Source organism: Halorubrum luteum (genome assembly GCF_054652935.1).
The window spans coordinates 1-14,081 of the sequence record NZ_BAAIGT010000003.1 but is presented as its reverse complement, the minus strand read 5'-3'; the positions used below and the strand labels follow the sequence as shown (position 1 = coordinate 14,081).

Annotated in this window: 11 protein-coding genes and 3 pseudogenes; 8 read left to right on the top strand and 6 right to left on the bottom strand. The window is 56.2% G+C overall.

Annotation, left to right across the window (positions count from 1 at the left end; genetic code table 11):
• Positions 1-50: 50 nt before the first annotated feature.
• From tnpC (ACYQ0R_RS15750) to ACYQ0R_RS15735, 4 genes and pseudogenes are all read left to right on the top strand, one after another.
• Positions 51-1,505: an IS66 family transposase gene (tnpC, locus tag ACYQ0R_RS15750; protein WP_459820641.1), complete on the top strand. Its 1,455-nt coding sequence runs from the start codon at positions 51-53 to the stop codon at positions 1,503-1,505.
• A gap of 360 nt (positions 1,506-1,865) precedes the next feature.
• Positions 1,866-3,011, top strand: a complete 1,146-nt coding sequence (locus ACYQ0R_RS15745; protein ID WP_459825847.1) for an ISH3 family transposase — start codon at positions 1,866-1,868, stop codon at positions 3,009-3,011.
• A gap of 206 nt (positions 3,012-3,217) precedes the next feature.
• Positions 3,218-4,252: pseudogene (locus tag ACYQ0R_RS15740) on the top strand (DNA polymerase domain-containing protein); the annotation flags it as partial.
• Positions 4,253-4,425: 173 nt separating this feature from the next.
• On the top strand, positions 4,426-5,694 hold the full coding sequence (locus tag ACYQ0R_RS15735) for an orc1/cdc6 family replication initiation protein (RefSeq protein ID WP_459825845.1): 1,269 nt from the start codon (positions 4,426-4,428) through the stop codon (positions 5,692-5,694).
• Between the two features lie 560 nt (positions 5,695-6,254).
• Here the strand turns inward: ACYQ0R_RS15735 and ACYQ0R_RS15730 are convergent.
• Entirely contained in the window at positions 6,255-6,578 is a 324-nt protein-coding gene (locus ACYQ0R_RS15730; RefSeq protein WP_059059016.1) for a DUF6788 family protein, read from the bottom strand.
• Between the two features lie 138 nt (positions 6,579-6,716).
• On the opposite strand from ACYQ0R_RS15730, the gene ACYQ0R_RS15725 reads away from it, so the two are divergent.
• Entirely contained in the window at positions 6,717-7,637 is a 921-nt protein-coding gene (locus ACYQ0R_RS15725; RefSeq protein WP_459825842.1) for a helix-turn-helix transcriptional regulator, read from the top strand.
• 33 nt (positions 7,638-7,670) lie between these two features.
• Here the strand turns inward: ACYQ0R_RS15725 and ACYQ0R_RS15720 are convergent.
• Positions 7,671-8,003 (bottom strand): annotated as a pseudogene (locus ACYQ0R_RS15720) (PadR family transcriptional regulator); the annotation flags it as partial.
• Positions 8,004-8,063: 60 nt separating this feature from the next.
• On the opposite strand from ACYQ0R_RS15720, the pseudogene ACYQ0R_RS15715 reads away from it, so the two are divergent.
• A pseudogene (locus ACYQ0R_RS15715) lies at positions 8,064-8,270 on the top strand (IS701 family transposase); the annotation flags it as partial.
• 1 nt (position 8,271) lies between these two features.
• On the opposite strand, the gene ACYQ0R_RS15710 reads toward ACYQ0R_RS15715, so the two are convergent.
• The 4 genes from ACYQ0R_RS15710 to tnpC (ACYQ0R_RS15695) all read right to left on the bottom strand — a co-directional run bounded on the left by ACYQ0R_RS15710 (position 8,272) and on the right by tnpC (ACYQ0R_RS15695) (position 12,009).
• Positions 8,272-9,111 (bottom strand): polysaccharide deacetylase family protein, encoded by an 840-nt coding sequence (locus tag ACYQ0R_RS15710; RefSeq protein WP_459825840.1) that lies wholly within the window; start codon positions 9,109-9,111, stop codon positions 8,272-8,274.
• A gap of 109 nt (positions 9,112-9,220) precedes the next feature.
• Positions 9,221-9,874, bottom strand: a complete 654-nt coding sequence (locus tag ACYQ0R_RS15705; protein ID WP_459825720.1) for an IS630 family transposase — start codon at positions 9,872-9,874, stop codon at positions 9,221-9,223.
• Between the two features lies 1 nt (position 9,875).
• A complete protein-coding gene (locus ACYQ0R_RS15700) occupies positions 9,876-10,349 on the bottom strand; it encodes a helix-turn-helix domain-containing protein (protein WP_459821791.1) in 474 nt (157 codons plus the stop codon).
• Between the two features lie 205 nt (positions 10,350-10,554).
• Entirely contained in the window at positions 10,555-12,009 is a 1,455-nt protein-coding gene (gene tnpC / locus ACYQ0R_RS15695; RefSeq protein WP_459820405.1) for an IS66 family transposase, read from the bottom strand.
• A gap of 784 nt (positions 12,010-12,793) precedes the next feature.
• On the opposite strand from tnpC (ACYQ0R_RS15695), the gene ACYQ0R_RS15690 reads away from it, so the two are divergent.
• Entirely contained in the window at positions 12,794-13,675 is an 882-nt protein-coding gene (locus ACYQ0R_RS15690; protein WP_459825838.1) for an SDR family NAD(P)-dependent oxidoreductase, read from the top strand.
• A partial coding sequence (locus ACYQ0R_RS15685) for a hypothetical protein (protein WP_459825836.1) occupies positions 13,672-14,081 on the top strand: 410 nt, incomplete at its 3' end. The genes ACYQ0R_RS15690 and ACYQ0R_RS15685, both read left to right, overlap by 4 nt.

Genomic DNA, 14,081 nt, shown 5'->3' with positions numbered 1-14,081 from the left:
GAGACGATTTCGTAGCAGTCTCATAGATCGTTCACTACTGCTGAATTACTGTGTCGCTGGGGAGTCGCGGATCAACGGAATCGACAGATTCCGTGATCCGCACCGACGACAGTTCGCTACTCCGCCAGCAGCTCGTAGTCAAGAAGCTTGAGAACCGGCTGCTGCGACGCCAGATTACTGCACAACAACAGAAGATCGAACAGCTTGAGGCTCGCCTCAAGCAGTACGAAAATCCAAACACACCACCCAGTAGACAGGGTGGTGCGGCTAATTCACCAGGCGATGACGACCAAACCGAGGACGAAGACCAAGAACCTGATGAAGACGACGCTGGCGGCGACTCTGACGCCGCCAGCGACTCATCGCCTGGACGCAGCGAAGGTCACGAGGGAACAACTCGAACAGCACCTGAACCAGAAGAGACGATCCTCGTTGATCAGGGATTCTGTCCAGACTGTGAGCAAATCCTCTCTAGCCCTGATAGCTACGTTTCACGGACTATTATTGACGTACCGCTTCCTGTTCCAACCACTGTTACCGAGTACAAGCTCGGCAAACACCACTGTTCTTGTGGTAACGAGGTTGTTGCTGAGCATCCTGACTGTCCCGAAAAGGGGCGGTTTGGGCCAAATATCATGGCCCAAACCGCTCTCGGTCGGTTCCATCAACGACTGCCGAACCGGAAACAGGCCGAGCTGTTTGACTGGGACTTCGACCTTCCGATCTCTCACCGGACGATCTACAACTTGACTAAGCGGGTCGCAGCCGGTCTGCGACCCGCTTACGAGGATGTCAAAGAGAAGATTCGGGAGAGTGAGGTCGTCTACTGCGATGAAACAGGCTTTCCGGTCGATGGAGAACAACACTGGGCGTGGACGTTCGTCACTGATGACGAAGTGCTGTTTTGGGTTGATGAAAGCCGAGGAAGTGGAGTCTTAGAAGACGTCCTCGGCGAGGAATTCGCCGAGGACTCGACGCTCAGTTGTGACGGCTGGTCGGCGTATTCGAGTTATCACACGAAACTGCAGCGGTGCTGGGCGCACCTGTTGCGGGAGGCTGAGTACGTCGCTGAACGGTACGAGGAAGCAGAGCGGCTGTCTGAAGAGTTGCACGCACTCCACGACGATCTAACGACGTTCGTCGAAGGAGATCCGTCCGCTTCCGCCCGCGAGCAGAAGCGGGCGGAAGCATCCTTACACCTGGAGGGCCTGGTGAGGGAAGGTTACGAGGCCCAAGAGGTTCAGCAGCTGATCAAGAAGATCAGCAATGGCTTGGGTCACTGGCTGACGTTCGTGACCGAACGGGGTGTTGATTCAACGAATAATCGCGCAGAGCGGGCTCTGCGCGAGCAAGTAGTCCTTCGGAAGATGTTTCGGACCCTGCGTTCGGCAGAAGGGGTCCAGATTCACGAGACAATAACAACGATGTTGGCGACGTGGAAACGACGAGGACTTGATCCACCTGAACAGCTCCAGTCAATTCTGGGTGGGAGAGAACTTCGGTAAGGACGAGAGGCATCACTGTGCGGTGTATCTTTGTCTTGCTATCCAACTACGGCTGGCCTTCGTGATTCATGAGTTCGACTCAATGATGTGCAGTAATGACTTTGCTGTTACAGGACTGGGTTCGGTAGACCAGCTATCAGAGTGGGTAACGAGTTGTCGAAGTACCTGGGGAGACATCGTTACTTCTGTCGCAACACAATCACTCATCGAGAACGTGTCGTCGGTGTATCTTCCACCCTCGTTCTTCAAATTCGACTCGGAGCCTGCCACGAGTGAGGAAGAACGGGTTGTGTCTCTATTCGAAAGCCATGCTCAGTTGATCACATCGGGTTTGAGTGAAAGTGTCTGCTTAGAGAAGGTGTGCAACCAACACAAGCAGACAACGAGATAGAAGAAGAGCACCTGCTTAATTTTGTCGTCAACAGCCTTGACGAAGAGCTTGCGATAGATCTCGGTGAGGACGTCGAGGTCACGACAGAGAAACTGTACGAGGTCCTCGCCGGCGCCAGCGCCGGCGGGACCTCGATCAACCACGTCTGCGAAACGACCGACGGCTCGCCACACGCCAACACCGTCCGGGGACATCTCACTGAGCAGTTTGAGCTTGACTCGGTTGAGGCGGTTGGAGACACGCTCCTACAACGAGATGCGCTTGCGACACTGCCGGATCGACCGGTGGAGGTCTGCGTAGACCTCCACCTTGATCCCTACTACGGTGACGAGGACGAGACAGAGGCGCTGTACTTCTCGCAAGCGAAACGAGGAAGAACTGCGTTTCACGCCTATGCGACACTGTACGCGCGGGTACGTAACAAGCGCTACACGCTGGCGGTTCGCCAGCTGGTCGCTGGCGATACCACCAGCGATGTCCTCGCTGAGTTTCTCGAACTGCTCGACGGCCTTGACCTCGGCGTCAAGGCCGTCTACCTTGATCGCGGCTTCTACAACAGCACCTGTCTCGGGCTGCTGTACGCGCACAACTACGCCTACGTTATGCCGATCGTCAAGTGGGGCGAGACGATTCAAGACGAACTCAGCAGAGGTTGGAGCCGCGAGATCGAACACGATCTCGCTGGCAAGGTAACGTTTCCCGTGTTCATCGATTGTGTGTACCAGCAGGGGCGGTACGATGAACACGGAGTGGCGCGTCACGGCTACGCCGCTGACGCGCCGTTCATCGACACGCCACGCGATGCCCGAGAACACTACAGCAAGCGTTTCGGCATCGAATCGAGCTATCGGTTAGCCAAACAGAGCCTCGCGTTCACCAGTTCTCAAGACGCTGGCCTGCGGCTGGTGATGTTTGTGGTGAGCCTGCTGTTCCAGAACAGTTGGCGGTATCTCCACTGGAAGTACGTGGCGTCGCCCCGCCGAGGGGGGCGACGCCTCTGGGACTGGTCGTTCACGGAGTTCTGTGAAATGGTACTGCGGGCCGCTTGGACAGCTCTAGGTGTCCGCAGGGCTGTCCCAGCGAATCAACCACTCGACGACCGGTTCTTCCGGTAGCTGTCCACCAATCCGGACAGCGGTCGTGAGTGGCGACGCTGTCGCGTCGGCGGCGATCTGCCGCCGACAGCGACTGACTAACGCCTCGACAGCCGAGCAACGCCAGAATTCAGCCGCTCCATCCTTCCGAAGACTATCGAGGGGCCGAGGACAACGATTTAGCGGCTACTGGACGGAGTCGTGGGCCTTCTGATGTGATCGACTGATACTCGATCTGCGACGACCGGGGCTACCTCGTCGACGTGCTACAGCCGATCATCGACGCTCGCGACGAGATCAAGGCGGCCATCCGTCGCGAGAAGGAACGGGACGACCCCGACGAGGACCGGCTGGCGGAACTCGAGGGACGGTCGGGAGCGCTGAAGTGGATCCTCGTCGCCTGCTTCGGCTATCAAGGGTTCAGCAACGCGAAGTTTGGTCGCATCGAGTGCCACGAGGCAATCAACGCGTTCGCTCGCGAGATTCTCCTGACGGCGAAACAGCGGCTGGAAGCCGGCGGCTGGCGGGTCGTCCACGGCATCGTCGACTCCATCTGGGTGACCCCGGATCCCGACGTCGACGACGAGGACCGCGAGGACCTCCAGACGCTCGCAACGGAGATCACCGACTGCGTCGAGATTCGGCTCGAACACGAGGCGCACTACGACTGGGTGGCGTTCGTGCCGCAGCGCGAGAGCGACGCCGGCGCGCTGACGAAGTACTTCGGGAAGGTCGCCGGCGACGACGAGTTCAAGATCAGAGGCATCGAAGCCCGGCAGCGCTCAACCCCGCCGTTCATCGAGGACATCCAGCGGGACTGTATCGACCGGCTCGATGCCACGCGGTCACCGGACGCGGTGCTCGGGCGTCTCGAACGAGCAATCGACGAGCTGCAGGCGGGCAACGTAGCAGTGGAGCAGCTCGTCGAGCGGAATCGTGTCTCCAAGCCCTTGGAAGGGTACTCGCAGAATACCCAGAATGTGGCGGCCTTGAAACGAGCTCGCGAGCAGGAACTGGCAGTCCACCCGGGCCAGGATATCGAGTACGTAGTCGTCGACGACGAGAAATCCTCGCGAGACCGGGTCGCCCTCGCCCACGAAGCGGTCGAGACCTACGACGCCTCGTACTACGAGACGCAGCTGGTTCGAGCGATTGAGAGCGTGCTGTTGCCGCTGGGGTGGGATCGTACAGATATTCGACGGAGACTCGCGGAGACACGAGAGGTAGAGCTGACGGAGTTTACAGCAGCCCGGAACGGATGAGTAGTCTCAGATGTCACTTGCGGCGAGCAAACCACAAGTGGGCGACGAGGTTGATTCCATTCACACTCTGGGGGGCCTTGCTCTATGGAACACCCCCCGGAGTGTGAATGGAGGGGAATCAATCACACCGAGGGTGGGCAACCTATATGTGAATGGGGCGAATTGGTCCGCCCATGCCAAACAACGATTCCACGCAAACAACCGTCGACGAGATATTAAATGTCGACGAGGGAGATAGCGAAGACGTGTCGGATATATTTGAGAAGCCATGGTTACTCGAGATCGATAACGTCCCTGACGCCAATCGAATCGTCGGACGAGATGACCATATCACGTTCTTGGCCAAGAATCTCCGGAAGATGCGGACAAACAGCGTCCCGGATAACGTCCTGGAGTGGGGCGAAACCGGGACGGGGAAGACACTAGTTGCAAGACACGTCTGTGAGCGGCTCGAAGCAGCAACTGCAGGAACAGACTCCCCGATCGTTACTGCCTACATTAACCCGGACCCCATCTCTACGTATACCTCCACCTTCCGAAAGATCGCAGAGCAGGTGAACGCGAAAGCAGAGAACCCGCTCGATGTCCCCTATCAGGGCCTCTCAGCTGAGCATTATCGCGACCAGAAATTGTGGCCCGTTGTTCAGAGGGAGTTCTCTGGCGGTCTTGTCGTCATCATCGATGAAATCGACAAGCACGGAGAAGTCAATGAGGTTCTCTACACGCTATCACGGACACAATCAAAAGACGACGTTGACTTCCCAGTCGTTACAATCGGAATTTCGAACGACATCGAATTCAAAGGAGAAATCGAGTCACGGGTTCAATCGACTCTCCAGCCAGAACACCGAACGTTCACGCCGTACGAAGAAGACCAGCTCATTGCAATCCTCGAAAATCGGCGGGACGCATTTTACGACGGTGTCCTCGATGACGAGGTGATTCCAACCACAGCTGAACTCGCAGCTGAAGAACACGGTGACGCTCGACGCGCAGTCCGATTGTTCCGGAATGCGGGCGAGATCGCTGACGAAGAAGGCGACGAGATCGTAACCGCGAATCACGTTCTCGAAGCTGACGAACTCGTCGAAGTTGAGCTCTTTATGGAGATGGTGAAAGGGACTCCGTTGTCCGGGAAATTACTCCTGTTTGCTCTCACACGTCTTGACCGAAATAACCCGGAGAAAGAATGGTTCCGGACGTCAGAGATTCACGAGGTTTACCAAACAGTAGCACGGGACGTCGAAGTAGAGCCCAAGGGGTACAATCGTGCGCTTGAGCTTCTGAACAAGCACGTGACGACAGGAGTTCTCGAATCAAAAAAGAAGGAAGGCGGAGATCAGGGGAAGTTCAGGTCGTATTCGCTCCAAGGAGACGTCGAGAGTACACGAACTGGACTGATCAACTCGACGCCGGAACTCCAGACGTTGATGGGATGGTGACACCCCCACCCCTCGGTGTGAATGGTCCCCCATAGGATACGACGGTTGTAGAGATAGAGCAGGAGTCGAGGAAGCAGGCTCGTTCGTCTGAAGAACCTAGTACGGCACGGAGAGCGGCTTACACGTTCTGCCACGGTAGCTGACCCGACCCGCTACTGCACCGCACCGCAGCTGTAGTTATCTTTATTATACTACAGTCTAAACAGCCCTCCGAGTAGGCGTATTCTGGAAGGCGAGGCCTTGTGCCGAAGCCGAAGGTTCGCCACTGAGGCGAGAACCCTCCCTACGGCGTGAGGACTTCTGCTGTTAAGGACTTCTTAATCGCGGTACCCTGGGTGGTAGACCATTCACACTGAGGGGTGTGGGGGTAAACGAGGCGTAATCTATCCGCGTGTTGCTCTGTCTTCTATCGACGTGAAGTCCCGTCAGAGAGTACCCGTTGGTAGCCCATTCACACCGAGGGGTGTCGGGTAAACCGATCCCATTCACACTCTGGGGGGTGTCATCTGCTACGCTACGAATCACGTTGAAACGAACATCAGGCTACAGTTCCATCTCGTCTACTCGTCGGGATTCACCGGCCCTTTGTACTTCGACGTCACCGAATCGCCTTCCCGCCACTGCCAGTAGTAGTAGCGGTTGTCGTTGATCTCCTTGATCGTGATCGTCGCCTTCGCCGGTACGTCGTCTGGGAGGTCATCGGGGCGCTCCTTCACATCGGCGTCGTCCACCTCCTCCTCGAGACGAGCTTCCCGTTCTTTGTGTTCGGCCAACGCCTCGGCGTAGCTGGCAACGTCCCGAAGATGCTCCGGTGTTGCTTCATTGAGCGTGTTGACGATCTCAGTCGGGAGGTTCGCCGGTGGGGTCGGGGGTTCGTTGGACATCGGCTACTCTCGTGTTAACCAACACGACCCACGAATCCATAGTTTTGTTGGTTAAGACGATGGAGACGACTCTCGTGCCTGCTGACTGTAACACTACTCGAAACTTCTTTATATACAAGTTTCGTACTATGTTACACCGTGCTCCGGCGTATCGAACTCGAGGTCCTCGCCACGGTCGACCGTGGCGACACGATCTCCGAACTCGCGGCGAAGCTCGACCACAGCGAGAGCTACCTCTCTCGTGCCGTCGCCGACCTCGTCGAAAAGGGGCTCGTCTACACGGAACGCGACGGCCGGCGAAAACGAGTTGTCCCGTCGGATGCTCGGGCCGTCGAACTCTATCAGGACCTCGTCCGCCAGCACTCCCACATCGACTTCCCCGAACTGCTGACCGGCAAGGCACTCGAGGTGCTGTACTACCTCAACCAGCCGCGAACCGTCTCCGAGATTGCCAACCGGAGCGACAACTACCGCAACACGGTCAACCGGGTCCTCAAGCGGTTTCGCGACCGGGGTCTCGTCGGGACGGCCGACGGCCGCTATGACTTCAACGCCGACTTCGACCGCCTCCACGAGTTCGCCCGTGAACTCGCACACCATCTACATCGCCAGCGCCTCGAAGCCATCGCCCCGAAGGGCACGATTCTCTGGGAAGACTACGACGAATTCCTTGCTCAGGCCGAGACGGAGATCGATGCGGAGGAGTTCCACGAAACCGGCCTCGCTCGGTTCGCAGCCTTTGACCTCCAGTTCCTGCTCACGGGCCATCGCTACTACGTCTACTCCGAGGATATCGACGCAGTCTCGCCGGCGGAGCTCTGCTGTCACACGCTGCTGATCGACGACGGCAGCCGCCACCGGTCGTACTGTCTCCTCCTGCTCAGCCACGTCGACGTCGGCGAGGAAGACCTCCGAGCGCAGGCGGCGAAGTATGGCCTCGAAGACGTGACCGACGCGCTGCTCCAGTACCTCGAGACGCAGGGCGAGGTCGAGGACGACCGGCTTCTCGCGTGGTCGGAGTTCCAGAAGCTGGCGGGTGAGTACGAAATCGAACGGTGATCGAGTACTGAGACGAAGCTAATTCTCTAAGGGTTAGGCGTCGTCCGGGCGAGGGGAATTCTCGTACTTGACCATCTTCTCGGGCTTGTCAGAGATGGTCTCGTAGATCTGTTGGAGGGTTTCCTCCGCGGCGAGGAGATTGTGTTCGTCGAGGAAGGTCCGGCCCTCCTCTGTGAGGCCGTAGAACTTCCAGGGATATCCCTGCCGGCGCTGGTCATCGTCTAGAGCGACCTCCTTGACAATACCGGCGTCGATGAGCTTCTGAATGTGCTTGTAGACGGTGGCCTCGCTCACGCTGGGGTTGAGCTCCTCGAGCTCGTACATCGAGGGGAGCTGTTCGGGGTGCTGGAGGATGTTGTTGATCACAATGTCGTGGACATCGTGTTCACCGAATCACGTTCACCGCAACCGCGTCAGCTCAGGACGCGCCGCACTCCTGAGTCGAGCGCGTTGGGAACGGTTCGTTCGAAGGCGTCATCGCTTCGAGCGAATCCTGAACATCTTCTGAAAGAAGCCGTCCACAAGCTTCTCTCGTGGGTTCAGGACAACGATGGCCGGGGCCTCGATGACCTCATGATAGAGATCGATCACCTCTTCGTTCATTCAAAATGCGACGCTAACGTGCAAAGCTGAGTTACATGTGTACCTCTTGCCAGTACTCTGCAATGTCCCCGACGGATGTAATCCACGTATCGCCTGTTTGGACCACATCTTGGAGTAACTCTTCAAGAGCGTCCATCCGACCAGCGCGACCAATAATTTGCGGGTGCATTATGAGATTGAAAAGACGGCCACGCTTGTAAAGACCAAAAAATTCGCGGCGCCATGTGTCAAACACGGGCTCCGTAGGGCTGATCCCGCTTTGATAGGGGAGCTGCGGGTACATATGAAAACCGAAGTACGGCCAGTCATCGAGGTACCACGTATCGGGCAACTCAACGATCCGGCCTTCATGGTCAAGCGGGTACGGTAGATCATCATCTTTGAGACTGCTATCGTAGATTATTTCATTTCGGGCGAGAATATCAAACGAGTTGTCGCTGAAATCCCCGGCCGGACTCCGATATCCGATTGGGCGTTCGCCGATGAGGTCTTCGAACACTTCAATCGATCGAATCAATTCGTTTTCTTCTTCTTCCGGCGAGAGTCGGGCCGGATTAATGTGGCGATAGCCATGGAGACCGATTTCATGGCCGGCGTCGTGGATGGCCTGAACGGTTTCGGGCCAGTCTTCGGCGATTTTACCGGGGATAAAGAACGTGCACCGTCGGTCGTAGCGCTCGAACAGCTCGAGGATCCGCGGCACCGCAACGTTCGGACCGAATTCGCCCCTCGTTCTTACTGGTGGCTTGTCCCACGCTGAATCGCTTTCAGCACGAAGATCCCAGGTTTCGGTCGCATCAAGGTCGAACGTAAAGACCGCCGCCGACCGATACCCGTCCGGCCAGGCATCGGATGTGTTTGTTTCGTCCATACATTATCCATAAGTGAATGGTATATAATTGTACGCTCTCCGGAAGTTAGTTATTAGTCAGGTAGTGCTGGCGCTGTAGAAGCTGAGTGTAGGTTCAGATGTGTTCTGACTAGTTCCTCGGCTCAACTGGATACAGCTGCCGTAGCTTGATACGAGCGTCACCGGTGGTAAATTGCCAGTCGATAGGTCGATCAAACGCATTGTGTCGCTCTTCCCACGCAGCGACCTCCGCTCGGAGCGTCGCTGCGTCATAGATACGCCAGTCAAGACACTGCCGTTTGAGCACACCAATCTTGATTTCGGCCATGTTCAGCCAACTTCCTCGCTTCGGCGTGTAGTGGAACTCGAATCGATCAAGATACGCTTTCGCTTGCTCCGGTGGGAAGAACTCGTAGAAGGCAGCCGGTTTGTGCGTATTGAGCTGATCCATCACAACCCGGATGCGATCAGCATCCGGGTAGTGAACATCTGCCAGCTCAACCATCCGGTCGATCCATTCGGTCGTTCGCCGTCGGTCTGTCACTTCGACAGCCACCCAGCCGGTCAACGGTTCAGTAGTGATGTGTAGCCGCTGTTTCCCGTTACGTTCGTAGCGATGATCGACACGAGCGACCGCTCCCGGTTCGGCCGGGAGCGGATCGCGTTCATGGCCACGAAGTGCCTTGCTTGACTCGTCAAAACAGATGACTGGACGAGTTTCGTTGTACGGTTCGTGGTAAAGAGCAAGCACGTCTTCCATGTAGTAGACGAACTCAGCGTCCAGTTCAGGCGGTATTTCCCAGTAGCTGGAGAGATGCGGTTTCAGGGCGTTTTTTTAGACGGTCTCGGACGGTTTCGTGAGAGATCGACTCGAAGTCGATCTCGTCGAGCATCACGAGTTCATCAGCGAGGAGATGGAGCGTCCAGCGGGAGTGTCCCTCTGGTGGCTCGCTGCAGGCGAGTTTGATCAGTCGCGCTTCAGCATCGCCATCGAGTTTGATTTCATACTCGCGGTCGGGCTTGCGGCGATGAATCGCCGCGAGCCCTCGCTCACAGTAGTTCTTCCGTGCCCGATATGGAGTAGCGATTGAGCAATCGAGGTGCTCACAGATCTTCGAATCTGTGAGCCCTTCGTCTGCTTTCAGGAGAATCCGTGCCCGCGTAATGTCCTCAGCTTTGTGCTCACCGGTCGAAATGAACCACTCGAGCGTCCTTCGCTCCTCATCAGAGAGATCAACAACGTGCTGTTTCCGGCTCATTCCTGTAGATACGCTCCCAGAGAGCTTAAACTAGACAGTCTAAGTCTGAAGCTACACTGAGCTGGTTAGAGTGATGCGGTAGCGCCACCCGAATGCGAGGTTCCTATTTGAATTTCACCAACCATGTGCTTCTCATAATCCCCTCTGTAAATTGGGTAGTTGGATAGCAAGACAAAGATACACCGCACAGTGATGCCTCTCGTCCTTACCGAAGTTCTCTCCCACCCAGAATTGACTGGAGCTGTTCAGGTGGATCAAGTCCTCGTCGTTTCCACGTCGCCAACATCGTTGTTATTGTCTCGTGAATCTGGACCCCTTCTGCCGAACGCAGGGTCCGAAACATCTTCCGAAGGACTACTTGCTCGCGCAGAGCCCGCTCTGCGCGATTATTCGTTGAATCAACACCCCGTTCGGTCACGAACGTCAGCCAGTGACCCAAGCCATTGCTGATCTTCTTGATCAGCTGCTGAACCTCTTGGGCCTCGTAACCTTCCCTCACCAGGCCCTCCAAGTGTAAGGATGCTTCCGCCCGCTTCTGCTCGCGGGCGGAAGCGGACGGATCTCCTTCGACGAACGTCGTTAGATCGTCGTGGAGTGCGTGCAACTCTTCAGACAGCCGCTCTGCTTCCTCGTACCGTTCAGCGACGTACTCAGCCTCCCGCAACAGGTGCGCCCAGCACCGCTGCAGTTTCGTGTGATAACTCGAATACGCCGACCAGCCGTCACAACTGAGCGTCGAGTCCTCGGCGAATTCCTCGCCGAGGACGTCTTCTAAGACTCCACTTCCTCGGCTTTCATCAACCCAAAACAGCACTTCGTCATCAGTGACGAACGTCCACGCCCAGTGTTGTTCTCCATCGACCGGAAAGCCTGTTTCATCGCAGTAGACGACCTCACTCTCCCGAATCTTCTCTTTGACATCCTCGTAAGCGGGTCGCAGACCGGCTGCGACCCGCTTAGTCAAGTTGTAGATCGTCCGGTGAGAGATCGGAAGGTCGAAGTCCCAGTCAAACAGCTCGGCCTGTTTCCGGTTCGGCAGTCGTTGATGGAACCGACCGAGAGCGGTTTGGGCCATGATATTTGGCCCAAACCGCCCCTTTTCGGGACAGTCAGGATGCTCAGCAACAACCTCGTTACCACAAGAACAGTGGTGTTTACCGAGCTTGTACTCGGTAACAGTGGTTGGAACAGGAAGCGGTACGTCAATAATAGTCCGTGAAACGTAGCTATCAGGGCTAGAGAGGATTTGCTCACAGTCTGGACAGAATCCCTGATCAACGAGGATCGTCTCTTCTGGTTCAGGTGCTGTTCGAGTTGTTCCCTCGTGACCTTCGCTGCGTCCAGGCGATGAGTCGCTGGCGGCGTCAGAGTCGCCGCCAGCGTCGTCTTCATCAGGTTCTTGGTCTTCGTCCTCGGTTTGGTCGTCATCGCCTGATGAATTAGCCGCACCACCCTGTCTACTGGGTGGTGTGTTTGGATTTTCGTACTGCTTGAGGCGAGCCTCAAGCTGTTCGATCTTCTGTTGTTGTGCAGTAATCTGGCGTCGCAGCAGCTGGTTCTCAAGCTTCTTGACTACGAGCTGCTGGCGGAGTAGCGAACTGTCGTCGGTGCGGATCACGGAATCTGTCGATTCCGTTGATCCGCGACTCCCCAGCGACACAGTAATTCAGCAGTAGTGAACGATCTATGAGACTGCTACGAAATCGTCTCGACATGGAACTGCTATCCAACTACATCGAAACTTCCGACTATTGTATACATGCACATGGTTGTATTCTTGACGGTGTCCGGGCGAAACTTGCCTTTTGAGAAGTGATAGTAGTTTTCTTTTTTTTCTCCCCTGCAAATTTCTATTTGGTGGTAATTAGAGTGGAAATATGAACCGATAGCTGGATTCCCATTACGGGAACAATTTCTTATCAATAATTTGGTTGTATGCTTCTTGAGATTATTGTGTGAGGTTACCCGAACTAACGACTCGTAATCGTTATTATTATTTACTTAACCTATGTCCAGTCGTTTGAAAATGGATCTGCTCCGCGTTACAGGAGTCCCACGAGGTGGATACAGGTTTACGGATGGCTGTGAACGATTCTATTCCGCATGCTCGAATCGGAACGACCGACGGCTAATTCGCAACAATGGAATAGTACAGCACCGGTCCTAGTAAGTCACATGAATCCAGTAACTCCCTAAATATGGATATTTTATAATTGCGGGTATGGTCTTCTCTGAATGTATTGGCCCGGTTCGTGGATACGCAAACGTCACACCGCGATACCGCCGTCTTTCTAAACACCTCCACCCCCTCGTGATTGTCAATATCCGTCATTTCGGGGTGGGGAGAGTATAGATCACGGTTCCGGTATGTGCGATCGTTCCTCCCCCAAGACACCGGCGTGTGCCATCTCGCGGCCGGTCTGGAAGCTGTAGATAGTCACAAAATGATAAATAACGGGGGAGAGCGAGATATCGATCGAACTCAAATTGGGACAAGAGCGAGAAACCCTTCTACCCCGGAATTATATAGTAGTGAGCGAAACAAGTTTTGCATGTCAGCAAAGTACCCGAGCCTCGACGGCCGCGTAGCAGTCGTTACCGGAGCACGGTCGGGTATCGGACGTAGTATCGCGGAGGCACTCTCAACGAACGGAGCGGTGGTGGTTGGCCTCGACCGCTCGACGACGCCGAACGACGGGGGCCCGTCGTTCGACGACGTCGTATCGACGGGAGAGCTGGTCGTTGGCGACGTCACCCAGCAAACGGACGTCGACCGTCTACTCGATGAAGCGAAAGAGTACGGCGTCGTCGATATCGCGGTTACCAACGCGGGTATCGCCGGCCACGGACGCATCGAAGAGATCGACCGATCCGACTGGCGACGGACCTTCGCCGTCCACGTCGAAGGTACGTACAACGTGTGCCGTCGCGTTTTGCCAAAGATGGCCGATAGGGGTGAAGGAAGCGTTGTCACTGTCAGCTCCATCGGCGGCATTCAAGGTCGACCAAATTCCGCGGATTATGGTGCGGCGAAAGGGGGGGTGACGAATCTGACGCGACAGCTGGCGGTGGACTACTCGCCGGTGGGAGTCCGAGTCAATGCGGTGGCGCCGGGATTCATCAAAACCGAGATGAATGCCGACGTCTGGAAAGATTCAGAACGAAGTGAGCGAATCAGTCTGGAAGAAATAAGCGATCGGACGCTGACGCCGTGGCTGGGCGAGCCATCTGACGTGGCGGCGGTGGTGGCGTTTCTGGCGAGCGACGGCGCCCGGTTCGTCACCGGTCAGGTCATTCCCATCGACGGTGGCCGGACGACGTGGTGAGCGTGGGCCGACTATTCCCGTCCTCGGCGTGGCGGATTACGATACTAGGTGCGCTGCTTTATTTTTCCTTCACCTTCGCGTGGAACGCTCTCGCGGCAGTCATTCCTGCCATTGTCGCGACGTTAGAACTTTCCGAGTTTCACACTGGTGTGTTGCTCGGAACCGTCGCGCTCACGATCTTCGTGACTTGGCCGATCGTCGCCCCGCTGGTCGAGTACGTCGGGGCTGACCAGGCGATGGGCGTGGGAATCCTCATAGTCGGTTTCTCGGCCATCGCACGCGGATATGTTGACTCTCTTGTACCACTGGTGCTTCTCATGGCGCTGCTGAGCCTCGGCGGCAGCACCGTGACTTACGGTCTTCCGATCGTTGTCTCCTCGTGGTTTCCGTCTAATCAAGCCGGAAC

Excerpts from the sequence above, each read along its gene's own strand:
- ACYQ0R_RS15735 (WP_459825845.1), top strand. The coding sequence starts at position 4,426 with ATGCCAAACAACGATTCCACGCAAACAACCGTCGACGAGATATTAAAT.
- ACYQ0R_RS15730 (WP_059059016.1), bottom strand. The coding sequence starts at position 6,578 with ATGTCCAACGAACCCCCGACCCCACCGGCGAACCTCCCGACTGAGATC.
- ACYQ0R_RS15710 (WP_459825840.1), bottom strand. The coding sequence starts at position 9,111 with ATGGACGAAACAAACACATCCGATGCCTGGCCGGACGGGTATCGGTCG.
- ACYQ0R_RS15700 (WP_459821791.1), bottom strand. The coding sequence starts at position 10,349 with ATGAGCCGGAAACAGCACGTTGTTGATCTCTCTGATGAGGAGCGAAGG.
- ACYQ0R_RS15690 (WP_459825838.1), top strand. The coding sequence starts at position 12,794 with ATGATAAATAACGGGGGAGAGCGAGATATCGATCGAACTCAAATTGGG.